A 24038-nucleotide genomic window follows, 5' to 3' on the forward strand; every position below is an offset into this window, starting at 1 on the left:
GGGTGTTCGTTCACTGGGCCGCACTTCCAGCGTAGGCGGTGGGGGCGGCCGTGCCGACACTGCTCGCGCCCTCCGTGCCCTCCCCGACCTCCGCGTCGACCATCTTCTCCATCGGGTCGGCGGCCAGCCCGCCGCCGACCAGCATCGCGGCGACGACCGCGACGCCCAGGATCACGTTCCCCAGCCACACCATCGTGTCGACCGGCAGGGTGTACGCGCCCACGACCCTGGCGACGCACTCGGCCAGCAGCGCCGTCCCCCACACGAGGGAGAACGTCCGCTCGGTGCGCCGGAACCGCGCGTCGCGGGCCGACAGCCGGTCCCAGGCGGCCAGCCGCACCGGGTCGCCCTTGACCACCCACGGCTTGAGTCCGGTGGTCATCAGCGGCCGCGACCCGAACGCGGAGATCAGCACGACGAGGCCGACGACGCTGCTCACGGCGCTGTCCTTGGCCAGCATCAGCCGGGCGTCCCCGCTGACCGTGCTGAGCAGCAGCCCCACGATGTTGACGGCGAGGATGAGCGCGGCGAGCCCGTTGAGCCGGCGGTCCTTCACCAGGCCCCAGACCGTGCGCGCGGCGGGCAGCGCGCTGCTCCAGCCCAGGGCCGCGACCGTGCCCAGGCCGAACCCCTTGCTGAGCGCGTAGTACGCGGCCATCGGCAGGACGGCGTCCACCACCAGCGGCGCGAAGCTCTCCCAGAGCGCCCGCCCCCGCGGTAGGGCGGGCGTGGACGGCGCGGCGGGCGTGGACGGCGTCGACGGTGCACTGACGGACGTGTTGCTCATGATCGGAGGCCCCCCGGGTCTGCGGTGTGTGCCCCGTAAGCCGTGCGGCTTCCGGGCGTACGCCTACCTTCGCGGTCGGCCCGGTGCCTCCGGCAGTGCCGTTGATCCACGGCTGACCATGACTTTTGTCAGCGGCCGGACATGACGGGCAGGGACGGGCGGCCCCCGCCCGTACGGCTGGGGCCCGTGCCGAGGACGTCCGCCACGACCGCGCCCGCCAGCCCCGTCACCTGGGCGACGAACCGCCCCCGCCGCACCCCGAGCCGGCGCAGCGCCGCCCCGTGGTCCACGGCGACGAAGACGGCGGCGGCGCAGAGCAGCGCCCGCCAGCCGGCCATCGCGGGGCGGCGCAGCGGCCGGGGCAGGGCGCCCACCGACCGGCGCAGACGCAGGCAGTGGAAGGGGATGTGGCGCTGTTCGTCGGCCAGGATGCGGGCCGCGACCTCGGACGGCAGCGCCTGCCCGACGCCGTCGCGGACGGCCCGGTAGTAGGGGACGGCGACGAGTTCGGCGATCGTGAGGACCATCAGTTCCAGGCGCAGCCCGAACAGCCGCCGGACCCGGATGAAGATCGCGTCGCTCCAGTGGCCGTCGAGGAGCGGCGCGCCGTCGGCGGCGAGCAGCCGGGCGAGCAGGCGCGCGTGGTTCTGCTCCTCGGCGACGAAGAGGCGGACGGCGGCGGCGTAATCGGGGTCGCCCGCCCGGTCCGCCTTGCCGATCAGGTTCGCGCCGTCGCCGCTCTCGCCGACCTGGAAGCGCTGGAGGCTGCTGCGGACGGCGCGGGGCAGGCGGACGTCCTGCGTCCAGTCCGGGTCGCCGGTCCGCCGCCGCCGTTCGGCTTCGTCGGCGAAGTGCTGCACCCAGTCGGCGAAGGTGGCCGGCGGCGCAACCGCGCCCGGGTCTGCGGTCGTGTTCCTGCCTGTAGCTGTGCGTGTGCCTGTGCCTGCGCCTGCGCTCATGCTCGTACGTGCACTCATGGCGTTCCCCCGATGATTCGCCGTGATAGTCCGGTGATCATACGTTTCGTCCCGGCGCACGCAAGGGGGCAAGGGGGCGCCCACGCTTCCCCGCCGTGCTTCCGGTGCTCGCGGGCGGTGCCGCCGGGCGCCCTGGTGAACCCGCTTTATTTAGCCCGGGTAATGAGTTAAGCTAAAGAACATGTCGGACCGGGACCCCCATGTCGATACCGCAGCAGTGAACTCCCTGCGCTCCGGTGTCATGCGCCTGTCGCGTCGGCTCAAGCACCAGCGGGTCGACGAATCGCTCAGCCCCACGGAGATGTCGGTGCTGGGCACCCTCGCCGGCTGTGGCAGCGCCACACCGGGCGAGCTCGCCCGCAAGGAGCACGTGCAGCCCCCGTCGATGACCCGCATCGTCGCCCTGCTCGAAGCCAAGGGCCTGGTCCGGCTGGAGCCGCACCCCGAGGACCGCCGCCAGAAGGTGGTCACCCAGACCGAGCGGGCCGAGGCCATGCTCGAAGAGAGCCGCCGCAAGCGGAACGTCTGGCTCACCGAGCTCGTGGGGCGGCTCGACGAGGACGAGTGGGCGACGCTGCGCGCCGCGGCACCCGTCCTCGAGAAACTCGCGCACCTGTAAGACGCGCAAGGAGGAGGCGAACCCACTTTGAGTACGGGACACGGAGCAGACTCCGCACCCGCACCGAACAGCCACGACGACGCCATACGCAGCGCCGCCCTGAACGAACCCGGCCGGACGACGAGCCCCGGGCCCAAGGGCGGCACCTTCAGTTCACTCAGAATCCGCAACTACCGCCTCTTCGCCACCGGCCAGGTCGTCTCCAACACCGGCACCTGGATGCAGCGCATCGCCCAGGACTGGCTGGTCCTCAGCCTCACCGGCTCGTCCGCCGCCGTCGGCATCACCACGGCGCTGCAGTTCCTGCCCATGCTGTTCCTCGGGCTCTACGGCGGTGTCATCGCCGACCGCTACCCCAAGCGCAGGCTGCTCGTCGCCACCCAGGCGGCCATGGGCGTCACCGGGCTCGCGCTCGCCGTCCTCACCCTCTCCGGACATGTGCAGGTCTGGCACGTATACCTGACCGCGTTCGCGCTCGGCCTCGTCACCGTGGTCGACAACCCCGCCCGCCAGGCCTTCGTCGTGGAGATGGTCGGCCCCGCCGACCTGCGCAACGCCGTCAGCCTCAACTCCGCCAACTTCCAGTCCGCGCGCCTGGTCGGCCCCGCCGTCGCCGGTGTGCTGATCACCGCCGTGGGCAGCGGCTGGGCGTTCCTCCTCAACGGCCTGTCCTTCGTCGCGCCCGTCGCCGGACTGCTGCTGATGCGCACCTCCGAGCTCCACAAGGTCGACCGCGCGCCGCGCGGCAAGGGCCAGCTCAGGGAGGGCCTGCGCTACGTGGCCGGGCGGCCGGACCTCGTCTGGCCGATCGTCCTCGTCGGTTTCATCGGCACCTTCGGCTTCAACTTCCCGATCTGGCTCACGGCCTTCGTCAACGACGTCTTCCACGGCGGCGCCGGCACCTACGGCCTGCTCAACACCCTGATGGCGGGCGGCTCCCTGGTGGGCGCCCTGCTCGCCGCGCGCCGGGGCAGCTCGCGGCTGCGGCTCCTCGTCGGCGCCGCCCTGCTCTTCGGCCTGCTGGAGATCACGGCAGCGCTCGCGCCCTCGTTCTGGGTCTTCGCGGCGCTCCTCGTGCCGATCGGGATGTTCGGCCTCACGATCAACGTGACCGCCAACTCCAGCGTGCAGCTGGCCACGGATCCCGCGATGCGCGGGCGTGTCATGAGCCTGTTCATGATGGTGTTCATGGGCGGCACGCCCCTCGGCGCCCCGCTGGTCGGCTGGGTGACCGACGCCTACGGGGCCCGCGTCGGCTTCCTCGCCGGCGGCGCGGTCGCCACGCTCGCGGCGACCGGGGTGGGCCTGGCCCTGGCCCGGGTCGGCGGCCTGCGCCTGAAGATCGACCTACGGCGCGGCCATCCGCACGTGGCCTTCGTCCCGCGCGAGCCGGCACCGGCGGAGGGGCTGGCGACGGCGGCGTAGTCGGCGACCGGCGCGGCCCGTCCCTTTCCGAACCCTCCGGCGCCGGATCCGTAAACCCCTGCCCAAAGGGGAGACTGGTTCCATGCGACTCTTCGCCGCTGTCCTGCCGCCCGAGGCGGCCGTCGTCGAGCTGACGGACGCCACCGCGTCCCTGCGCGGGCTGCCCGGTGCGGAGCGGCTGCGCTGGACCGAGCCGTCCGGCTGGCACTTCACGCTCGCCTTCCTCGGCGAGGTCGACCCGGAGCTGCTGCCGGAGCTCACCGAGCGGCTGGGGCGCGCCGCCCACCGCCACCCGCCGCACGAACTGCGCTTCGCCGGCGGCGGGCGGTTCGGGGACCGGGTGCTGTGGGTCGGCGCGGACGGCGAGCGGACGATCCTGCGCGACCTGGCGCGCTCGGCCGCGGCCGGGGCGCGCCGGGCGGGCGTCGCCGTCGACACCACGCACGACTTCCGCCCCCACCTCACCCTCGCCCGCGCCGCGGGCCCGGTGAACCTCCGGCCGTACGCCGAGAGCCTCGCCGGCTTCAGCGGCACGCCGTGGACCGTGGCGCGCCTGGAGCTCATGCGGAGCCGGCTTCCGGCCGGCGGCGCTCCCGGGGAGCGTCCCCGTTACGAGACGGTGGCCGCCTGGGAGCTGGGCGGGTAGCAGCATGCGGGCGGGGCCCGACGGCCGGGCCACCACCCGCCGCCCGTTACGCTCGATGCGTGGACCCGAAGACCAGAAACCGCATCATGACCGCCGCGCTCGCCGCGATGCTCGTCGTCGTCGCCGTGGTGGCGGCGGTGAAGTGACGCCGTAGGCCGGGCGCGGGGGGCTTCCGGCCGGGGCCTTCAGCGGGGGAGCGGACGCCACGACCTTGCGCGCCCGGCCCCACGAGTCCACGTCCACGTCCACTTCCTCACGGGCCTACCAGGCGAACGCCTCCGGCGACGGGCCCGGGCCCGGGAAGATCTCGTCCAGCTGGGCGAGCAGCTCGCCGGACAGCTCCAGCTCGGCCGCGCGCAGGGCGGACGCGAGCTGGTCGGCCGTGCGCGGGCCGACGATCGGGCCGGTCACGCCCGGGCGGGTGAGCAGCCAGGCGAGGGCCACTTCGCCGGGTGCCAAACCGTGCTTGTCGAGCAGGTTCTCGTAGGCCTGCACCTGCTCGCGGACCTTGGTGCTGGCGAGCGCGTCGGCGGAGCGGCCGGACGCGGCGCGGGCACTGCCGCCCTCCCGCTCCTTGCGGATGACGCCGCCGAGCAGCCCGCCGTGCAGCGGCGACCAGGGGATCACCCCGAGCCCGTACGCCTGCGCGGCCGGGACGACCTCCATCTCGGCGCGCCGCTCGGCGAGGTTGTACAGGCACTGCTCGCTGACCAGCCCGAGCGAGCCGCGGCGCCGTGCGGTCTCGTTGGCCTGGGCGATGTGCCAGCCCGCGTGGTTGGAGGAGCCCGCGTAGACGATCTTGCCCTGCTGGACGAGGACGTCGACCGCCTGCCAGATCTCCTCCCACGGCGTGGCCCGGTCGACGTGGTGGAACTGGTAGAGGTCGATGTGGTCCGTCTGCAGCCTGCGGAGGCTGCCCTCGACGGCACGGCGGATGTTGACGGCGGACAGGCGGTCGTGGTTCGGCCAGTCGGCGCCGTCCGCGCCCATGTTGCCGAACACCTTGGTGCCGATGACGACCTTCTCGCGGCGGCCGCCGCCCTTGGCGAACCAGGTGCCGATGATCTCCTCGGTGCGGCCCTTGTCGTCGCCCCAGCCGTAGACGTTGGCGGTGTCGAAGAAGTTGATGCCCGCGTCGAGCGCGGCGTCCATGATGGCGTGGCTGTCGGCCTCGTCCGTCTGGGGGCCGAAGTTCATCGTCCCGAGGACGAGCCGGCTGACCTTGAGTCCCGTGCGTCCGAGCTGCGTGTACTCCATAGCGGACCAGCCAACGCCCTGGAGTGCACTCCAATCAAGAGGGCGGGCGTCGGACGGCGTGTCCCGTCCGGCAGCGTGGGTGTCTCAGTCGTGCGTGGGCGTCAGTCGTGCGCCGGGTGGTACGGCGCGCCCACGCCCCACGCCTGGTGCATCGCGTCGGCGAAGGCGGCGGCCAGCAGGTGTTCGCCGGCCGCGTTGGGGTGCGTGCCGTCGTAGGTGTCGCGGTCGATGTCCCAGCCCTCCGGGCGGGAGGCGAGGAGCAGCGGCGAGCCGGGCGTGCCGAGTTCGGCGACGGCCTTGCCGAGGAGGTCGTTGAAGCGCTCGCACTCGTCGGCGAACGCCGGGTCGGCCAGGGCGCGGACGTTGCGGATGACAGGCAGCAGCACCGCCCGGATCCGCGGGTTGGCCGCGCGCGCCTCGGTGACGAAGCGGTGCACGTTCTCGGCCGTCTGCCCGGCGTCGGTGTAGAACCCCAGGTCGATGAGGCCGAGCGAGACGAGGAGGGTGTCGGCGCGGCCGGTCCGTACGGCGTCGCCGATGAGCGGGGCCATGTGCAGCCAGCCCTCGCCCCAGCCGGCGAGGTGCGCGCGGGCGCGCTCGGGGAAGCCGGGTGCGCCGTAGGCGTGGGAGACGGGCGCGTCGGCGGCCGGGTCGTACAGCTCGCGGCGCGGGCCGACGATCTTGTACGGGCCGCCGTGGGTCGCGTTGAGGTGCTGCCACATGCGGTAGCGCCATGTGTGGTCACCGGCGCTACCGATGGTCATCGAGTCGCCGACGAACATGATCCGCATGGGTACATCATCGCGGATCGTGGGGCGGGTGGGGCACGAGAGGGGTGCGTGGGCCGGACCGCCGGTCGCCGCGCCGTCCGGGCAAGGCCTTTTCTCCCGCAAATCAAAGTGAATTATTTTTGCATAAAACAAAGCAGCGGTGCGGGGCCGGCGGGCGGGGGAGCCGGAATCCGCCCCGTCGAATGCCGGCGGGGCGGAAGCCGTCAGGGTGTCACGTCACCGGCTCGCGCCGGGTCAGCGGTCCGTGTGGCCGTAGCTCACGACCCGGCCGTGGCCGGAGCAGTCGCCTCTGAAGATCCAGTAGCCCTTGCCCACCCAGGAGCCGTACAGGTAGGTGCCGTCGGAACAGCGGGTCCACGACTGGGACTGGCCGTAGTCGACGCGGCAGTTGGCCGTCCACACGGTCCCGTTGTTCCTGTAGTTGTCGCAGGACGAGACGTGCGGCGCCGGTGCTGCCGAAGCGGCCGAGGCCCCCACCAGGCTGGTGCCGGCCGCCATGATCGAACCCACGGCGGCGTAGGCCAGACGGCGCTTGATGCGCTTCATTGACTTCCCTCCCTGGAACTGATTGCCGTTCGAACGGAAACCTAACGGGAGACTCGGCGTACTGCAGTGCGGTAATTCGCCAATGAGTTCCTATGGGTTGGCGCTTTTCGGCCGCGGGGCTGGCGAATATTCACCGTATTTGCAGAGGTGTCCGGGACGGGGTGCAGATCAGAGAGGCGCGCGGGAAAGCGGGGGTGTCGCGTTCCGGGCGGGTGGCGCGCGGCGGGCGGGGGCGCGCGCCGGTCGCACCGGCGCCGTGGCGGGGCCGCTCGGTACCGCGCCCGCCGGGCCCGCCCCGGCCGCGCCCCACCCCGCGGCGCGCGGCCGGATGGCAGGCTTGGAGCCATGCGTCCACGCCCGATCCTCGCCGCCCTCGCCGCCGCCGCGCTCGCCGTGCTGCCCGCCGGCCCGGCCCTGGCCGACGGCGACGAAGCCGCGCAGCAGGCCGCTGCCGCCGGCGCCACCGCCTTCACCATCGAGGACCCGCGGATCAAGGAGTCCAGCGGGCTGGCCGCCAGCCGCACCCACCCCGGCGTGTACTGGACGCACAACGACAGCGACGACGGCCCGTACATCTACGCCGTGGACAGCCGCACCGGCCGTACGGTCGCGACCGTCACCCTCGCCGGGATCACGCCGCGCGACGTCGAGGCCATCTCCCTCGGCCCGGACGGCTCGCTCTACGTGGGGGACATCGGGGACAACTTCGGCGGGCGCTGGAAGGAAGTGTGGATCTACCGCTTCGCCGAGCCGAAGACCCTCAAGGACACCACCGTCACCCCCACCCGCTACACCGTCCGCTACGAGGACGGCCCGCGCGACGCCGAGTCGCTGATGGTGCACCCGAAGACCGGGCGCGTGTACGTCGTCAGCAAGAAGCGCTCGGGCAAGGGCGCGCTGTACGCGGCTCCGGAGAAGCTGTCCGCGTCCGGCGTCAACGTCTTCCGGCGGACCGCGGACATCGGCACATGGGCCACGGACGGCGCCTTCTCCCCGGACGGCACCCGGCTCGTCGTCCGCGGCTACTTCGACGCGATCGAGTACCGCTGGCGCGACGGCCGCCCCGAGGAGATCGGCCGCCCGAGCGTTCCGCTGCAGCGCCAGGGGGAGTCGGTCACCTTCACCGCCGACGGCCGGACCCTGATGTACGGCACGGAGGGCAAGCGCAGTTCCGTCCAGCCCGTTGCGCTGGAGGGCGACCTGCTGCCGGACACGGTCGCGCCGAAGCCGCGGGACGGTGACGACGGCAAGGGCGCCGCCGGCGCCTCCCGCGACTCCGGTGACGGCGATGGCGGCAGCAGCAACCGCACCCTGGCCATAGGGGCCGGAACCCTCGTCGTGGCGGCCGTGTCGGTCGTCGGAGTGCGCAGGCTGTTCCGGCGGTCCCGTCGGTAGCGTCGGTGGGCTTTCGCTGTCCCGCTGTCCCGCTGTCCCGCTGCCCCGCTGAATGAGCTGAATAAATTGCTTGTTGCCACGCTGTGTTGATCTCTAATGTCCAGACCCATCGCCGACCGGCGAGGCCCCAGGAGATCACACGAGGTGGACCATGGAATCCCGTTTACGATCATCACGTCGCCGTAACGCCGCGGTTTTGACGCTCGCCGCCGCGCTGTTCGCCGGCGCCACAGCCCTCACGACCGGATCCGCCGCGGCGGCCGATCTCGAGGGCGTGCAGTGCCAATACGACGTCCGGACCACGCCGCCGACCGTCCGGCTCGGTGCCGAGGGCGACACCGTCAGGGAAGCCCAGTGCCTGCTCGGCTTCTGGGGATTCGGCCCGCGGTTCGAGGACTCGGAATCCGGTGAGACCGAGGGCGTCTTCGGAGCCGAGACGGAATACGCCGCCAAGCGCTTCCAGGAGAAGCGCGGTCTGGACCCGACCGGCGTCGTCGGGCCCGAGACCTGGGGCCAGCTGCGGCACAGCTGACCCCGCACCCCGCACCCCGCACCCCGCATCTTGAACGGGCGGGGGCAGTCCGTTACAGCTGCTCGATCACGTAGTCGATGCAGGCCGTCAGGGCCGCCACGTCCGCCGGGTCGATCGCCGGGAACATCGCGACGCGCAGCTGGTTGCGGCCCAGCTTGCGGTACGGCTCGGTGTCCACGATGCCGTTGGCGCGCAGGACCTTGGCGACGGCCGCCGCGTCCACGTCCTCGGAGAAGTCGATCGTGCCGATGACGGCCGAGCGCTTGGCCGGGTCGGTCACGAACGGCGTCGCGTGCTCGGAGGCCTCGGCCCAGCCGTACAGCGTGCGGGCCGAGGTCGCGGTGCGGCGCACCGCCCAGTCCAGGCCGCCCTGACCGTTGATCCACTTCAGCTGCTGGTCGAGCAGGAAGAGGGTGGAGAGGGCGGGGGTGTTGTACGTCTGGTTCTTCAGGGAGTTGTCGATCGCGGTCGGCAGGGAGAAGAACTCGGGGATGTGCCGCCCGGAGGCGTGCACGCGCGCCGCCCGCTCCAGGGCCGCGGGCGAGAAGACGGCGAGCCACAGGCCGCCGTCGGAGGCGAAGGACTTCTGCGGGGCGAAGTAGTAGACGTCGGTCTCGGCGATGTCGACGGGCAGGCCGCCCGCGCCGGATGTGGCGTCCACCAGGACGAGCGCGCCCTCGTCGGCGCCCTCGACGCGCTTGAGGGGCGCGGCGACGCCGGTCGAGGTCTCGTTGTGGGTGAAGGCGTAGGCGTCGACGCCCGCCTCCGCCTTCGGCTCCGGGTGCGTGCCGGGTTCGGAGGAGATGACGGTCGGCTCCTCCAGCCACGGCGCGAGCTTGGCGGCCTTGGCGAACTTGGAGGAGAACTCGCCGAAGGTGAGGTGCTGCGACCTGGTCTCGATGAGGCCGTGCGTCGCGACGTCCCAGAAGGCGGTGGAGCCGCCGTTGCCGAGGATCACCTCGTAGCCATCGGGCAGGGAGAAGAGCTCGTGCACGCCGTTGCGCACCTCACCGACCAGGCCCTTGACCGGGGCCTGGCGGTGGGACGTGCCGAGCAGAGAGGTTCCGGTGGCAGCCAGCGCGGCGAGCGCTTCCGTACGCACCTTGGACGGGCCCGCGCCGAAGCGACCGTCGGCGGGCTTGATGTCAGCGGGAATCTGGATATCAGCCACGCAGGCAGCCTAGTGCGTGCGGTGATCCCGATCAGTAAAACGTCCGTTCGGTGAGACGGTGGAACCGGGGGCTCCGGGGCACTATGGGGGGTATGGCTGATCTTGTGGAAAGTGATGCTGACCACGAAGGGCCGAACGAAGAGCTGAAGGCTGTCCTTCGCAAGGGTGTGCGGGGCGAGGTCCGCTTCGGCGCCGCCGCCCGCGCCCTGATGACCATGGACGCCTCGAACTACCGCCGCGTGCCCCTCGGCGTCGTGGCCCCGCGCGACGCCGCCGACGTCGCGGCCGCCCTCGCCGTCTGCCGCGAGCACGGCGTGCCGGTCGTCGCCCGAGGCGGGGGCACCTCGATCGCCGGGCAGGCGACGGGCACGGGCGTGGTGCTGGACTTCACCCGCCACATGAACGCGATCACGGCGATCGACCCGGAGGCCCGTACGGCCGTCGTCCAGCCGGGCGTCGTCCTCGACGCGCTCCGGGCCGCGGCAGGCGCGTACGGGCTGACGTTCGGCCCCGACCCGTCCACGCACGGCCGGTGCACGCTCGGCGGCATGATCGGCAACAACGCGTGCGGCGCGCACTCCGTGGCCTGGGGGACGACCGCCGACAACGTCCACGAGCTGGACGTGCTGACGTACGGGGGCGAGCGGGCGCGGCTCTCCCGCGGGTACGACGGCCTGCCGCCTCGGCTCGCCGCGGGCCTGCGCGGCCTGGCCGAGGGTGAACTGGCGCTGCTGCGCACCGGGTTCCCCGACCTCCCGCGGCGCATCTCCGGATACGCGCTGGACGCCCTGCTTCCGGAACGGCGCGCCGACGTGGCCCGCGCCTTCACCGGCAGCGAGGGCACGCTCGGGGTGCTGACGGAGGCCACCGTACGGCTGGTCGAGGCGCCGCGGGCGCGCGTACTGGCGGTGCTGGGGTACGCCGACGAGAGCGCCGCCGCCGACGCCGCCCCGCTGCTGCTGCCGCACCGCCCGCTGACGGTCGAGGGCATGGCCGCCGACCTGGTCGGCCCCGCCGCGGCGGCCGGTCTGCCCCGGGGCGCGGCATGGCTCTTCGTCGAGACCGGCGGCGGCACGGCCGCCGAGGCCCGGGCGCGGGCCGAGGAGATCGCCCGGGTGGCGGCCCCGGCCGCCACCGGCTGCACGGTCGTCGCGGACGCGGCCGGGCAGCGCGCCCTGTGGCGCATCCGCGACGACGCCGCAGGCACCGCCACCCGCCTGCCCGACGGCACCGAGGCGTGGCCCGGCTGGGAGGACTGCGCGGTCCCGCCCGCCCGGCTCGGCGCCTACCTGCGCGACTTCCGCGCCCTCCTGCGCCGCTACGGGCTGCACGGCGCGCCCTACGGCCACTTCGGCGACGGCTGCATCCACGTGCGCATCGACTTCGGCCTGACCCGCCCGGACGGCGTGCGGCGCTTTCGCGACTTTTCCGGCGACGCCGCCGAACTGGTCGTCGCACACGGCGGATCGCTGTCCGGCGAGCACGGCGACGGGCAGGCGCGGGCGGAACTCCTGCCGAAGATGTACGGACCCGAGGTCGTTCGCCTTTTCGAACGCTTCAAGGACGTCTGGGACCCGGACGGCGGCCTCAACCCGGGCATCCTCGCCCGCCCGCGCAAGCTGGACGAGAACCTCCGCTTCGATGTGCTCCCGAGCAGGCGGGTGCCGGTCGTCTTCGCCTACCCCGGGGACGGCGAGGGCGGCGGGGACTTCGCGGGGGCCGTGCGCAGGTGCGTCGGCGTCGCCAAGTGCCGCGAGACGGAGGTCGTTCCGGGCGGGGCGGGCGTGATGTGCCCCTCCTACCGGGTGACGGGCGAGGAACAGCACTCCACGCGGGGCCGGGCCCGCCTGCTGCACGAGATGCTGGCGGGCGAGGTCGTCACGGACGGGTGGCGCTCGGAGGAGGTCCGCGAGGCGCTCGACCTGTGCCTGGCGTGCAAGGGATGCCGCAGCGACTGCCCGGTGGGCGTCGACATGGCCACGTACAAGGCGGAGTTCCTCCACCACCACTACGCGGGCCGGGTGCGGCCCGCCGCGCACTACGCGATGGGATGGCTGCCGGTGTGGCTCCGGGGGGCGGCGAAGCTCCGGGCGGCCGGGCCGGTCAACCGGCTGGCCGGTACCGGGCCGGTGGCTGCGGCGGCGAAACGGCTCGGGGGGCTCGCCCTGGAACGGGACCTTCCGCAACTGGCGGAGGAGACGTTCGCGCGGTGGTGGCGGGGCCGGGAAAGAATCCGCGCCGCAGGCGCGGACCTCGTGCTCTGGCCCGACACCTTCACCAACTTCCTCTCCCCGGAGGTCGGCCGCGCCGCCGTGACCGTACTGGAGAGCGCCGGCCTCCGTATCGCCGTCCCGCCGAAGGCGCCCTGCTGCGGCCTCACCTGGGTCTCCACCGGCCAACTCGACCGCGCCCGCAAGGAGATGCGCCGCACCCTCGATCTCATGGCCCCGGCGCTGGCCGCCGGTCTTCCCGTCACCGTGCTGGAGCCCAGCTGCGCCGCCTCGCTCCGTACGGATCTCCCCGAGCTGCTTCCCGGCGACCCCCGCGCGCACCGACTCGCCGCCCGCATCCGGACGTTCGCCCAGACCCTCGAAGAGCTCGCCCCGCACTGGCAGCCGCCCCGCCTGGACCGCCCCGTGGCCGGTCAGACCCACTGCCACCAGCATGCGGTCCTCGGCGACGCCGCCGAGCGCCGCCTGCGCGAGCGCGCCGGCCTCGTGGGTGCGCTCAGCGGCGGATGCTGCGGCCTGGCCGGGAACTTCGGGTTCGAAGCGGGCCATTACGAGGTGTCCGTGGCGTGCGCGGAGGAGCAGTTGCTGCCCGCCCTGCGGCAGGCCGCCGCCGGACGTGGTGCGGAGGCGGCGGTGGAAGTCCTGGCCGACGGGTTCTCCTGCCGTACGCAGATCGCCCAGCTCGCGGGCGGCCGTGACGGGGCCGGGCGGGCCCGGCACCTGGCCGAGGTGCTCGCCGAGGCCCTCGGCCATCCCTCACCCGTACAACTGACCGAAAAATAAAGGCAAGCATGCTTGATTGTTTTCCCGGGCGCTGTCACGCTCTCCCCGTCCTGACGAACTCCCGAGGGAGCGGCACACAGTGACAGACCCCGAACCCTTACGTCCGCTGAGGATCGGCAACGCCTCCGGTTTCTATGGCGACCGCTTCGGCGCCCTCCGCGAGATGCTGACCGGCGGCCCCCTCGACGTCCTCACCGGCGACTACCTGGCCGAGCTGACCATGCTCATCCTCGGCCGCGACCGCCTCAAGGACCCCGCCCGCGGCTACGCCGGGACCTTCCTGCGCCAGCTCGAAGAGAGCCTCGGCCTCGCCGCCGACCGCGGCGTGAAGATCGTCGCCAATGCGGGCGGGCTCAACCCCGGCGGCCTCGCCCGCGAGATCCGCGCCCTCGCCCGCCGCGTCGGCGCCGACGTCCGCGTCGCCCACGTCGAGGGCGACGACCTGCTGCAGGAGCGGGAGTGGGGCCCGGACGTCCTCACGGCCAACGCCTACCTCGGCGGCGCGGGCATCGCCGCCTGCCTGCGGGCGGGCGCGGACATCGTCGTCACCGGCCGCGTCACCGACGCCGCCCTCGTCACCGGCCCCGCCGCCGCCCACTTCGGCTGGCTCGCCGACGACCTGGACCGGCTGGCCGGCGCGGTCGTCGCCGGGCACGTCCTGGAGTGCGGCACGCAGGCCACGGGCGGCAACTACTCCTTCTTCACCGAGCACGACGTCCGCCGCCCCGGCTTCCCGCTCGCCGAGATCCACGCCGACGGCTCGGCCGTCATCACCAAGCACCCCGGCACGGGCGGCGCCGTCACCGTGGGCACGGTCACGGCCCAGCTCCTGTACGAGACGGGCGGCCCGCGCTACCTGGGCCCCGACGTGACCGCCCGGCTGGACACCGTCCGGCTGGCGCAGGACGGCCCGGACCGCGTACGGATCAGCGGCGTGCGGGGCGAGGCCCCGCCGGCCACGCTCAAGGTGGGCCTCACGCGCGTGGGCGGGTGGCGCAACGAGGTCGTGTTCGTGCTGACCGGCCTCGACGTGGAGGCCAAGGCCGCCCTCGTACGGGCGCAGATGGAGGACGCGCTGGGCAAGCGCCCGCCCGCCGAGGTCCGGTGGACCCTCGCGCGCACGGACCACGCCGACGCGGAGGTGCAGGAGGAGGCGAGCGCTCTGCTGCGGCTCGTCGTGCGCGACCCCGACCCCGAGGCGGTCGGCCGCGCCGTCAGCGGCGCGGCCGTCGAGCTGGCCCTGGCCAGCTGCCCCGGCTTCCACGTCACCGCGCCGCCGGGCCGGGGATCCCCCTACGGCGTGTTCGAGGCCGCCTCGGTGGACGCGTACGCCGTCCGGCACACGGCGGTGCTGCCGGACGGGACGCGGCTGCGGGTGCCCGCGGTACCCGCGGCCGCGGAGGGGGAGCCCCCGCCCGAGCCCCCCGTACTCCCCGAACCGCTGCCGCCCGGGCCCGTCCGGCGCGCACCGCTCGGGCTCGTCGCCGGAGCGCGCAGCGGCGACAAGGGCGGCTCGGCCAACGTGGGCGTGTGGGTGCGCACGGACGCGGCGTGGCGCTGGCTGGCCCACGAGCTCACCGGAGCGCGGTTCCGCAGGCTCCTGCCGGAGACCGCCCGGCTCCCCGTCACCCGCCACGTCTACCCGGGCCTGCGCGCCCTCAACTTCACCGTCGGCGGGCTGCTCGGCGCCGGCGTCGCCTCCCAGGCCCGCTTCGACCCGCAGGCCAAGGCCTTGGGGGAGTGGTTGCGCTCCCGGCACATGGACATACCGGAGGTGTTGCTGTGACGGTGCTCGTCTCCGGGCTCGACGTGTCGGGCGAGGAGTACGCCGCGCACCGGGCGGCCATGCTGGAGCGGCTCGACGCGGTCGCGGCGGAGCACGCGCGGGCGCTCGCCGGGGGCGGGGAGAAGTACGTCGCCCGGCACCGGGCGCGGGGCAAGCTCCTCGCCCGCGAGCGGGTCGAACTGCTGATCGACCCGGACACGCCCTTCCTGGAGCTGTCGCCCCTGGCGGGGTGGGGGAGCGATTACACGGTCGGCGCCTCGCTCGTCACCGGGATCGGGGTGATCGAGGGCGTCGAGTGCGTCGTCACCGCCAACGACCCGACCGTGCGGGGCGGGGCCAGCAACCCCTGGACCCTGAAGAAGGCCTTGCGGGCGAACGAGATCGCGTTCGCCAACCGGCTGCCGGTCGTATCGCTGGTCGAGTCCGGCGGGGCCGACCTGCCGAGCCAGAAGGAGATCTTCATCCCGGGGGGTGGGCTGTTCCGCGATCTGACGCGGCTGTCCGCTGCCGGGATTCCCACGGTGGCGGTGGTGTTCGGCAATTCGACGGCCGGAGGCGCGTACGTCCCCGGCATGTCCGATCACGTGATCATGGTTGAGGGGCGGTCGAAGGTCTTTCTCGGCGGGCCGCCGCTGGTGAAGATGGCCACGGGGGAGGAGAGCGACGACGAGTCGCTGGGCGGTGCGGAGATGCACGCGCGCGTGTCCGGCCTTGCGGACTACTTCGCCGTCGACGAACTCGATGCGTTGCGTTCGGCCCGGCGCGTGGTCGCCCGGCTGAACTGGCGCAAGGCCCAACCCGATCCGGGGCCTGGCGCGTCACCTCTGTACGACGAGGGCGAGCTTCTCGGCATCGTGCCCGGAGACCTCAAGGTTCCGTTCGATCCCCGTGAGGTCGTCGCGCGCGTCGTGGACGGGTCCGACTTCGACGAGTTCAAGGAGCGGTACGGGAGGAGTCTCGTCACCGGGTGGGCCCGGCTGCACGGGTATCCCGTGGGGATCGTTGCCAACGCGCAGGGGGTCCTCTTCAGCGAGGAGTCGCAGAAGGCCGCGCAGTTCATTCAGCTGGCCAATCAGCGCGATGTGCCGCTCGTCTTTCTGCACAACACGACCGGGTACATGGTCGGGCAGGCCTACGAGCAGGGCGGCATCATCAAGCACGGCGCGATGATGATCAATGCGGTGGCCAACTCGCGCGTGCCTCATCTGTCGGTGCTGCTGGGAGCTTCGTACGGGGCCGGGCACTACGGCATGTGCGGGCGCGCCTTCGATCCCCGGTTCCTGTTCGCGTGGCCCAGCGCCAAGGCCGCCGTCATGGGGCCGCAACAGCTCGCGGGCGTCCTCTCGATCGTCGCCCGCACGTCGGCGGAGGCCAAGGGCCTGGCGTACGACGAGGAAGCCGACGCCGCGCTGCGCGCCATGGTCGAGCAGCAGATCGAGTCGGAGTCCCTCCCGGTCTTCCTCTCCGGGCGGCTCTACGACGACGGCGTCATCGACCCGCGCGACACGCGGACCGTACTGGGGATGTGCCTGTCCGCGATCCACTCGGCACCGGTCGAGGGCGTGCGGGGCGGGTTCGGCGTCTTCCGGATGTGAGTCGGATGTGAGTCGGGTGTGAGTCGGGTGCGAGTCGGGTGCGAGTCGGATGTGGGGGGTGAGGATCTGGTGGTTGATTCGCTGCTGGTCGCCAACCGGGGCGAGATCGCGTGCCGGGTGTTCCGTACGTGCCGGGAACTGGGCATTCGTACCGTCGCCGTGTATGCGGACGCTGACGCCGGTGCGTTGCACGTGCGGGAGGCCGATGCGGGGGTGCGGCTGCCCGGGGTTGCTGCCGCGGATACGTATCTGCGGGGGGATGCGGTCGTGCAGGCTGCGCTTGTCGCGGGGGCGGATGCCGTGCATCCGGGGTACGGGTTCCTCTCCGAGAACGCGGCGTTCGCGCGGGGCGTGGAGCGGGCGGGGCTGGTGTGGGTCGGGCCGCCGCCCGGGGTGATCGAGGCGATGGCGTCCAAGACGCGGGCCAAGCGGATCATGGCGGAGGCGGGGGTGCCGGTGCTGACGGCGTCCGCCGGGGGGCCGGTGGTGGCCGGGGGGTCGCCGGTGATCGTCAAGGCTGCGGCCGGTGGGGGCGGGCGGGGGATGCGTGTTGTGCGGGATCCCGCCCTGCTGGAGTCCGAGCTCGCTTCCGCGCGGGCGGAGGCCATGGCCGCCTTCGGCGACGACGAGGTCTTCGTCGAGCCGTACGTGGAGGGCGGTCGGCACGTGGAGGTGCAGGTCCTGGCCGACGTGCACGGGGGCGTGTGGGTACTGGGGACGCGCGACTGCTCGCTGCAGCGGCGGCACCAGAAGGTGATCGAAGAGGCCCCGGCGCCGGGGCTCCCGGAAGAGCTACGGGCAGTGCTCGGCGAGGCCGCGGAGGCTGCGGCGCGGGCCATCGGGTACGTGGGTGCGGGGACGGTGGAGTTCCTGGTGAAGGACGGGCAGGCGTTCTTCCTGGAGATGAACACGCGTCTGCAGGTGGAGCATCCGGTGACGGAGGCGGTGTACGGGCTGGATCTGGTGGCGCTGCAGATCCGGGTGGCGGAGGGGGCGGCGCTGGGCGCCGGGCCGTCGGGGCCGCCGTCCGGGCATGCGGTGGAGGCGCGGCTGTACGCGGAGGATCCGGGGGCGGGGTGGCGGCCGCAGGTGGGGGTGGTTCGGGAGCTGTCGGTGGGGGCGGGTGCGTCCGGGGTCCGGTGGCGGGGGCTCCGGGGTGGGGGTCCGGGGCCGTATATTTACGGGCCCGTGCCCGGCGACGCCTCGGAGCCCCCTGCCGCACCGGGCCCGCAAATACACGTCAGCGCCCCGGACCCCCACCCCTGCGCCCCCGCCCCCTCCCGCAGTACTTCACCAGCGGCCACTTCACCAGCGGCCACTTCACCAGCGGCCACCTCACCAGCGGCCACCTCACCAGCGGCTACTCCACCGGCGGTCGCCTCATCAGCCCCCACTCCATCAGCGGCCGCCTCACCAGCCGCCACTCCATCAGCGGCCGCCTCACCTCTCGATCAACGCCTCTTGCCTCAACGGGTGGGCGGGTGGGCGGAAAACCGCGCCGGAGGCGCGGGATGCCTCCGCGTCGACGCGGGCGTCGCTGCAGGGGACACGGTCACCCCGTACTACGACCCGCTCCTGGCGAAGGTGATCGCCTGGGCTCCCACCCGGCCGGAGGCCATCCGCCTCTTGGCGCACGCGCTGGAGCGCGCCCGCATCCACGGGCCGGTCACCAACCGGGATCTCCTCGTACGGTCGCTCCGACATCAGGAATTCCTCGCGGGCCGTATGGACACCGCTTTCTACGAACGGCACTTGGCCGAGCTGACCGCACCCCGCGGCGAGGGCGCCGCAATCGCCGCCTTGGCCGCGGCCGTAGCCGACGCACAAGGCCGCTCCCGCTTCGGCGGCTGGCGCAACCTTCCCTCCCGGCCGCAGGAGAAGCGCTACCGCTCGGAGCCGGACGGTACGGAGCACACCGTGCGCTACCGCCTGACCCGGCGCGGCCTGGAGGTCGAGGACACCACCGGCATTCGGCTGGTTGAGGCGGACTGTGACCACGTCGTCTTGGAGGCCAACGGCCTTCGCACGGCCTACGACGTGGCCGTCTACGGCGACCGCGTCCACGTCGACTCGCCGCTGGGCGCCCATGCGTTCACCCTCCTGCCCCGCTTCCCCGATCCCGGCGCCCTGCCCGCGGCACCCGGTTCCCTCCTGGCGCCCATGCCGGGCACGGTGGTCCGAATCGCGGACGGGGTCGCCGCGGGGTGCCTGGTCGAGGCGGGCCAGCCCCTGCTCTGGCTGGAGGCCATGAAGATGGAGCACCGCATCGTCGCTCCGTCCGCCGGCACGCTCACCGCCCTGCACGCCGCCCCCGGCCGCCAGGTCGAGGTCGGAGCCCTGCTCGCCGTCGTCACCGAGGAGCCTTCGTCATGAGTTTCTTAGAGGCCCGGGAACACCAGGACCTGCGGGCCGCCGTCACCGCACTCGGCAGCCGCTACGGGCGTGAGTACGTCACCGCGGCGGTCCGCGACGGCAAGCACACCGACGAGCTGTGGGAGGAAGCCGGCAAGCTCGGCTACCTGGGCGTCAACCTCCCGGAGGAGTACGGGGGCGGCGGCCGCGGCATGGTCGAGCTCGCCATCGTCCTGGAAGAGCTCGGCGCCGCGGGCTGTCCCCTGCTGCTCATGGTCGTCTCGCCCGCCATCTGCGGCACGGTGATCGCCCGCTTCGGCACGGAGGAGCAGAAGCGGCGCTGGCTGCCCGGGATCGCCGCCGGGACGACGAAGATGGCGTTCGGCATCACCGAGCCCGAGGCCGGATCGAACTCCCACCGCATCACGACGACTGCGCGGCGGGAGGGCGACGGGTGGGTTCTCAGTGGTCGGAAGGTCTTTATCTCCGGCGTGGACGTTGCTGAGGCTACGCTGATCGTGGGCCGTACGGAGGACGAGCGGACGGGGAAGCTCAAGCCGTGCCTGTTCATCGTGGACAGGGACGCCCCCGGGTTCCGGAGGAGCCCGATTCCCATGGAACTCGCCTCTCCCGAGAAGCAGTTCGAGCTCACTCTCGACAGTGTGCGGCTGCCCTCTGATGCCCTGGTCGGTGACGAGGACGCCGGTCTGCTCCAGCTCTTCGCCGGCCTCAACCCCGAGCGCATCATGACCGCCGCCTTCGCCATCGGCATGGGCCGCTACGCCCTGGGCCGGGCCGTCGACTACGCCCGTACGCGGACGGTCTGGCGCGAGCCCATCGGCGCGCACCAGGCCGTTGCACACCCCCTGACCCAGTCGCACATCGAGATCGAGCTCGCCCGGCTGATGATGCTCAAGGCGGCCCATCTCTACGATGCGGGTGATGACATGGGCGCCGGAGAGGCGGCCAACATGGCCAAGTACGCCGCCGCCGAAGCCGCCGTCCGCGCCGTCGACCAGGCCGTGCACACCCTCGGCGGAAACGGCCTCGCCTCCGAGTACGGGCTCGCCCAGCTGCTCACGGCGTCGAGGGTGGCGCGGATCGCCCCGGTCAGCCGGGAGATGATCCTCAACTACGTGTCGCACCACACGCTGGGCCTGCCCAAGTCGTACTGAGAAAGGCGGCATACGTGAAACTGGTCCACCGCTCTGCGGAGCAAGGCATCACCACGCTGACCCTGGACTCCCCGCACAACCGCAACGCCCTGTCCTCCCGGCTGGTCGCCGAGCTGCTGGAGGGTCTGGCAGAGGCCGGAGAGGATGCCGGTACGCGTGCCGTCCTGCTGGCCCATGCCGGCAACACCTTCTGTTCGGGCGCCGATCTGAGAGAGACGGGCACGGACGGGCCGCAGGCCCTCGTACGGCTGATGCGCGCGGTGGTTGAGCTGCCCAAGCCGGTGGTGGCCCGGGTGAACGGCCACGTGCGCGCCGGCGGGCTGGGGTTGCTGGGGTCCTGTGACATCTCCGTGGCGGGAGAGGCGTCCTCCTTCGCCTTCACCGAGGCCCGGCTGGGGCTCGCCCCCGCCGTCATATCCCTGCCGCTGCTGCCGCGCCTCGACGCGCGCGCGGCGGCTCGCTACTACCTGACCGGCGAGCGGTTCGGGGCGGCGGAGGCCGTACGGATCGGGCTGGTCACCGCGGGGGAGCAGGATCTCGAACCGGTCCTGGACGGGCTGCGGCGCGGCTCGCCCCAGGGCCTCGCCGAGTCCAAGGCCCTGGTCACGGCGGACGTACGGCGGGCCTTCGACCGCGATACGGGCCGGCTGACCGAGCTGTCCGCCCGGCTCTTCGGCTCCGCCGAGGCCCGCGAGGGCATGACCGCCTTCCTCGAGCGCAGGGAGCCGGAATGGACGCGCTGAGCCTCCCCAAACAGGATCGCAGCCGCGCCACGCGCCGGCGGCTCCTCGAAGCGGCCATCGCCTGCCTCGCCGAGCACGGCTGGGCCGGCTCGACCGTCTCCGTCGTCGCCGAGCGCGCGGGCGTCTCGCGGGGGGCCGCCCAGCACCACTTCCGCACCCGGGAGGACCTGTTCACGGCCGCGGTGGAGTACGTGGCCGAACAGCGGTCGGCCGCCGTGCGCGGCCTGCTGCCCCAGGTGCAGCTGATCACCGGCCCGGCCCGTACGTACCTGGCGGTCGCCCAGCTCGTGGACCTCTGCACGGGCCCGCTGTTCCGCGCCGCCCTGCAACTGTGGGTCGCCGCCGCCCACGACGACGCACTGCGCACCCGGGTCACCGAACTGGAGGCGCGGGTCGGCCGGGAGGTGCACCGGATGGCACTGGAGCTCCTGGGCGCGGACGAACGCCACGCGGGCGTGCGCGAAACGGTCCAGGGCTTCCTCGACATGTGCCGGGGCTTGGGCCTTGCGACCCTGCTCACCGACGACAGCGCCAGACGCGACCGCGTGGTCCGGCACTGGACGGGCGTCCTCAACGACCTGCTGTGAGGTCACCAGCACCGGGGGTGCGGTTGCGCCGACCGGTGGAGTCCGCGCAACCGCCTTCAGGGGGGGGCGGTGTCAGCCCGCCACCGTCGCCGTGCCCGTGATGTCCGCGAAGCCGTCGACCTCGCGCGGGTCGCGCGGGCCCGGGCCGACGTAGCGGGCGGAGGGGCGGACCAGGCGGCCGGTGCGCTTCTGCTCCAGGATGTGCGCGCTCCAGCCCGCCGTGCGGGCGCAGGTGAACATCGACGTGAACATGTGCGCCGGGACCTCCGCGAAGTCCAGGACGATGGCCGCCCAGAACTCGACGTTCGTGGCGAGGACCCGGTCGGGACGGCGGTTGTGGAGCTCCTCCAGGGCCGCCTTCTCCAGGGCCTCGGCGACCTCGTAGCGCGGCGCGGCCAGCTCGCGGGCCGTGCGGCGCAGGACGCGGGCGCGCGGGTCCTCCGCGCGGTAGACGCGGTGGCCGAAGCCCATGAGGCGCTCGCCGCGGTCCAGGGCCTGCTTGACGTAGGCCGTGGCGTCGCCCGTGCGCTCGATCTCCTCGATCATGCCGAGGACGCGGGAGGGCGCGCCGCCGTGCAGCGGGCCGGACATGGCGCCGACCGCGCCCGAGAGCGCCGCGGCCACGTCGGCGCCCGTCGAGGCGATGACGCGGGCCGTGAAGGTGGAGGCGTTCATGCCGTGCTCGGCGGCGGACGTCCAGTAGGCGTCGACGGCCTTGACGTGCTTGGGGTCGGGCTCGCCGCGCCAGCGCTTCATAAAGCGCTCGACCACGGTCTCCGCCTTGTCGATCTCGCGCTGCGGGACCATCGGCAGGCCCTGGCCGCGCGCCGACTGGGCGACGTAGGACAGGGCCATGACGGCGGCGCGGGCCAGGTTGTCGCGGGCCGTGGCCTCGTCGATGTCGAGGAGGGGCTTCAGGCCCCAGACGGGGGCGAGCATCGCGAGCGCGGACTGGACGTCCACGCGGATGTCCCCCGAGTGGACGGGGATCGGGAACGGCTCGGCGGGCGGCAGGCCGGGGTTGAACGAGCCGTCGACCAGCAGGCCCCAGACGTTGCCGAAGGACACCTGGCCGACCAGGTCCTCGATGTCGACGCCTCGGTAGCGCAGGGAGCCGCCTTCCTTGTCGGGTTCGGCGATCTCCGTCTCGAACGCGACGACTCCTTCGAGTCCGGGTACGAAGTCGGACATCAGGCGGCTCCTCATGATGTGTGCGACAGCTGGGGCGCCGGGCCCGGTCGGGCGCGGCTGCTCGGTGGCGACTCGTGGTCCCTCACCGGTCAACCGGGTCATGCCCCGTGCGGCGGGGGTCTTCACCCGGCTGCGCGCCCGGACCCCTGACGGGCGGGCTCGTTTCCGGATTCCGGCCGGAAACGATAGCCGGTGATGTGCGGGTACCACAGCTTCCCGCCCTGCGATTTTGGGGGGTTCGCCACATGCGGCGAAAGGTGATGTCCGGCACAGTGGGGGTTTTGCCCACGGGAGGGTTACGGAGGGCTTGTTGAGGGCAGGCTCATCTGCTGCCTCCGGGCCTTTCGCGAGCCTTTGCTGACAGGATGGGCCGCGTGACCCACGCCGACGAGTTCCCCGCTCCCGAATTCCACGGCGGTGCGCTGGACGCCGCCGCCATGCGTGAGCAGTACCGCTCCGAGGGCCTCCTGGAATCGGACCTCGCCCCCGATCCGTACGAGCAGTTCGCGATCTGGTTCGCGCAGGTGTTCGCGGCGGGGCTGCGGGAGCCCAACGCCATGGTGGTCTCCACGGTCGGTGCCGGGGGCCGGCCCGGCTCGCGGACCGTGCTGCTCAAGGGCTACGACCAGCGGGGCTTCGTCTTCTACACCAACTACGGCTCGCGCAAGGCCGCGGACCTGGCGGGCAACCCGTACGTCTCGCTGCTCTTCCCCTGGCACCCGATCGGCCGTCAGGTCATCGTCGCCGGCCGGGCCGAGCGCGTGGACCCCTCGGAGACGGCCGTCTACTTCCACTCGCGGCCGCGCGGCTCGCAGCTGGGCGCTTGGGCGAGCGAGCAGTCGGCGGTCGTGGCGTCCCGGGAGGAGATCGATGCCGCGTACGAGCGGCTGCTCGCCCGCTATCCCGAAGGGGAGCCGGTGCCCGTGCCGACGGGCTGGGGCGGATACCGCGTGACCGCGGAGAGCGTGGAGTTCTGGCAGGGACGCGAGAACCGGCTGCACGACCGGCTGCGGTACGTACGGGAGGGCGAGGCGGGATGGCGAGTGGAGCGGCTCGCCCCGTAAGGCGGTGACTCGCCCCGTAAGGCAATGAAACAGACGATCCGTGGGCCGGCTACCGCCGCGCCCTGCGGCGCGGCGGTGCCGAGCGGACGACTCGGCGGCCCACGGATCGGGTGACTGCTTGGGATTGGCCGGCGGATCCCCTCAGCTGCAGCTGGGAGGCCCCGGCGTTGCGCTTGGCGCGACGACGGGCGCTAGCCCGCAGTCACCTCACGCGTCCGGAATGAAATCATGTCCCGAACCACCTCCCTTCTCGTGTGCGCACCACCCTAGGAAGCGTGCGGATGAGCGACAACCGAATTTCCGGTGGGCAACGATTTCCCCGAAGACGGTGTGGTGCCCATCACGGTCGAGTTGAATGACCCGTCGTGCAGGACATGCAGACGCG

General features: G+C 72.8%; 20 protein-coding genes. 13 read left to right on the top strand and 7 right to left on the bottom strand.

Annotated features, from left to right (window positions below):
* Positions 1-10: 10 nt before the first annotated feature.
* Positions 11-787 (bottom strand): VC0807 family protein, encoded by a 777-nt coding sequence (locus FGW37_RS19410; protein WP_179082207.1) that lies wholly within the window; start codon positions 785-787, stop codon positions 11-13.
* Between the two features lie 128 nt (positions 788-915).
* A complete protein-coding gene (locus tag FGW37_RS19415) occupies positions 916-1647 on the bottom strand; it encodes a ferritin-like domain-containing protein (protein ID WP_246430451.1) in 732 nt (243 codons plus the stop codon).
* Between the two features lie 298 nt (positions 1648-1945).
* Between FGW37_RS19415 and FGW37_RS19420 the strand changes: the two genes are divergently transcribed.
* From FGW37_RS19420 to thpR, 3 genes are all read left to right on the top strand, one after another.
* A complete protein-coding gene (locus FGW37_RS19420; RefSeq protein WP_058045817.1) occupies positions 1946-2383 on the top strand; it encodes a MarR family winged helix-turn-helix transcriptional regulator in 438 nt (145 codons plus the stop codon).
* A gap of 27 nt (positions 2384-2410) precedes the next feature.
* On the top strand, positions 2411-3808 hold the full coding sequence (locus FGW37_RS19425; RefSeq protein WP_179082208.1) for an MFS transporter: 1398 nt from the start codon (positions 2411-2413) through the stop codon (positions 3806-3808).
* Between the two features lie 82 nt (positions 3809-3890).
* A complete protein-coding gene (gene thpR / locus FGW37_RS19430; protein ID WP_179082209.1) occupies positions 3891-4454 on the top strand; it encodes an RNA 2',3'-cyclic phosphodiesterase in 564 nt (187 codons plus the stop codon).
* Between the two features lie 261 nt (positions 4455-4715).
* Here thpR and FGW37_RS19435 read toward each other — a convergent pair whose 3' ends face one another.
* The 3 genes from FGW37_RS19435 to FGW37_RS19445 all read right to left on the bottom strand — a co-directional run bounded on the left by FGW37_RS19435 (position 4716) and on the right by FGW37_RS19445 (position 7048).
* Positions 4716-5711 carry an aldo/keto reductase gene (locus tag FGW37_RS19435; protein ID WP_179082210.1) on the bottom strand — a complete coding sequence of 332 codons (996 nt, stop codon included), beginning with the start codon at positions 5709-5711 and terminating at the stop codon, positions 4716-4718.
* A gap of 101 nt (positions 5712-5812) precedes the next feature.
* On the bottom strand, positions 5813-6502 hold the full coding sequence (locus FGW37_RS19440; protein ID WP_179082211.1) for a GDSL-type esterase/lipase family protein: 690 nt from the start codon (positions 6500-6502) through the stop codon (positions 5813-5815).
* 234 nt (positions 6503-6736) lie between these two features.
* Complete coding sequence (locus FGW37_RS19445) at positions 6737-7048, bottom strand: hypothetical protein (protein WP_246430452.1); 312 nt, start codon at positions 7046-7048, stop codon at positions 6737-6739.
* A gap of 345 nt (positions 7049-7393) precedes the next feature.
* Between FGW37_RS19445 and FGW37_RS19450 the strand changes: the two genes are divergently transcribed.
* Positions 7394-8443: an SdiA-regulated/phytase-like domain-containing protein gene (locus tag FGW37_RS19450; RefSeq protein WP_179082212.1), complete on the top strand. Its 1050-nt coding sequence runs from the start codon at positions 7394-7396 to the stop codon at positions 8441-8443.
* Between the two features lie 196 nt (positions 8444-8639).
* A complete protein-coding gene (locus FGW37_RS19455) occupies positions 8640-8975 on the top strand; it encodes a peptidoglycan-binding domain-containing protein (RefSeq protein WP_179082213.1) in 336 nt (111 codons plus the stop codon).
* Positions 8976-9027: 52 nt separating this feature from the next.
* Here the strand turns inward: FGW37_RS19455 and serC are convergent, their stop codons facing one another.
* Positions 9028-10146 carry a phosphoserine transaminase gene (gene serC, locus FGW37_RS19460; protein ID WP_179082214.1) on the bottom strand — a complete coding sequence of 373 codons (1119 nt, stop codon included), beginning with the start codon at positions 10144-10146 and terminating at the stop codon, positions 9028-9030.
* A gap of 92 nt (positions 10147-10238) precedes the next feature.
* Between serC and FGW37_RS19465 the strand changes: the two genes are divergently transcribed.
* The 7 genes from FGW37_RS19465 (at position 10239) to FGW37_RS19500 (ending at position 21398) form a co-directional block, all read left to right on the top strand.
* Positions 10239-13160: an FAD-binding and (Fe-S)-binding domain-containing protein gene (locus FGW37_RS19465; RefSeq protein WP_246430453.1), complete on the top strand. Its 2922-nt coding sequence runs from the start codon at positions 10239-10241 to the stop codon at positions 13158-13160.
* A gap of 79 nt (positions 13161-13239) precedes the next feature.
* Positions 13240-14946, top strand: a complete 1707-nt coding sequence (locus tag FGW37_RS19470) for an acyclic terpene utilization AtuA family protein (protein ID WP_179082216.1) — start codon at positions 13240-13242, stop codon at positions 14944-14946.
* Positions 14943-16541, top strand: coding sequence for an acyl-CoA carboxylase subunit beta (locus FGW37_RS19475; RefSeq protein ID WP_179082217.1), 1599 nt, complete (start codon positions 14943-14945; stop codon positions 16539-16541). Before FGW37_RS19470 ends, FGW37_RS19475 begins: the two co-directional genes overlap by 4 nt.
* Positions 16542-16610: 69 nt before the next feature.
* Entirely contained in the window at positions 16611-18914 is a 2304-nt protein-coding gene (locus FGW37_RS33380; RefSeq protein WP_246430454.1) for an acetyl/propionyl/methylcrotonyl-CoA carboxylase subunit alpha, read from the top strand.
* Complete coding sequence (locus tag FGW37_RS19490) at positions 18911-20068, top strand: acyl-CoA dehydrogenase family protein (RefSeq protein WP_179082218.1); 1158 nt, start codon at positions 18911-18913, stop codon at positions 20066-20068. The genes FGW37_RS33380 and FGW37_RS19490 overlap by 4 nt, the downstream gene beginning before the upstream one ends.
* Before the next feature lie 14 nt (positions 20069-20082).
* The gene (locus FGW37_RS19495) at positions 20083-20811 is read left to right on the top strand and encodes an enoyl-CoA hydratase family protein (protein ID WP_179082219.1); all 729 of its coding nucleotides are present in this window, start codon (positions 20083-20085) and stop codon (positions 20809-20811) included.
* The gene (locus FGW37_RS19500) at positions 20799-21398 is read left to right on the top strand and encodes a TetR/AcrR family transcriptional regulator (protein ID WP_179082220.1); all 600 of its coding nucleotides are present in this window, start codon (positions 20799-20801) and stop codon (positions 21396-21398) included. The genes FGW37_RS19495 and FGW37_RS19500 overlap by 13 nt, the downstream gene beginning before the upstream one ends.
* 72 nt (positions 21399-21470) lie before the next feature.
* On the opposite strand, the gene FGW37_RS19505 is transcribed toward FGW37_RS19500, so the two are convergent.
* Positions 21471-22589 (bottom strand): citrate synthase 2, encoded by a 1119-nt coding sequence (locus tag FGW37_RS19505; protein ID WP_179082221.1) that lies wholly within the window; start codon positions 22587-22589, stop codon positions 21471-21473.
* A 365-nt stretch (positions 22590-22954) separates the two neighbouring features.
* Between FGW37_RS19505 and pdxH the strand changes: the two genes are divergently transcribed.
* The gene (pdxH, locus tag FGW37_RS19510) at positions 22955-23653 is read left to right on the top strand and encodes a pyridoxamine 5'-phosphate oxidase (RefSeq protein ID WP_425506552.1); all 699 of its coding nucleotides are present in this window, start codon (positions 22955-22957) and stop codon (positions 23651-23653) included.
* Positions 23654-24038 lie beyond the last annotated feature (385 nt).

Origin of the sequence: Streptomyces rectiverticillatus, assembly GCF_013394065.1 — a bacterium.
Classification (GTDB): domain Bacteria; phylum Actinomycetota; class Actinomycetes; order Streptomycetales; family Streptomycetaceae; genus Streptomyces; species Streptomyces rectiverticillatus.